1 pseudogene is annotated in these 452 nt (G+C 61.9%); it reads left to right on the top strand.

Annotation, left to right across the window (positions count from 1 at the left end):
* Nucleotides 1-452: pseudogene (locus tag ACIP1X_RS05910) on the top strand (RNA polymerase-binding ATPase); the annotation flags it as partial.

The raw sequence follows: 452 nt of genomic DNA, 5'->3' as shown, positions 1-452 counted from the left end.
AACTGCACGTGCCGTACCTGGAAACCAGCCCGCAAGAGCGCCTGTTCCAGTGGTACCACGAAGCGCTGAACGCGTTCCTCAACACCTGCCCGACCGGCAACGCCTTGCAGCATCAGTTTGGCCCACGCCTGCTGCCGCTGCTCGAAGAGGCCGACGACAGCGAGTGGCAAGCGCTGATCGACGAAGCACGCAGCGAGCGTGAGCGTCTGGAAGCCGAACTGCACACCGGTCGCGACCGTCTGCTGGAGCTCAACTCCGGTGGCGCTGGCGAAGGTGAAGCGCTGGTCGAGGACATTCTTGAGCAGGACGATCAATTCACCCTGCCGATCTACATGGAAACCCTGTTCGACGCGTTCGGCATCGACAGTGAAGACCATTCGGAAAACGCGCTGATCCTCAAGCCGAGCGAGAAAATGCTCGACGCCAGCTTCCCGCTGGGCGACGACGAAGGC

The organism is Pseudomonas sp. NPDC088885 (genome assembly GCF_044750025.1).
In the GTDB taxonomy this organism is placed as follows: domain Bacteria; phylum Pseudomonadota; class Gammaproteobacteria; order Pseudomonadales; family Pseudomonadaceae; genus Aquipseudomonas; species Aquipseudomonas rustica.
This window is presented reverse-complemented; position numbering and strand designations above follow the sequence as displayed.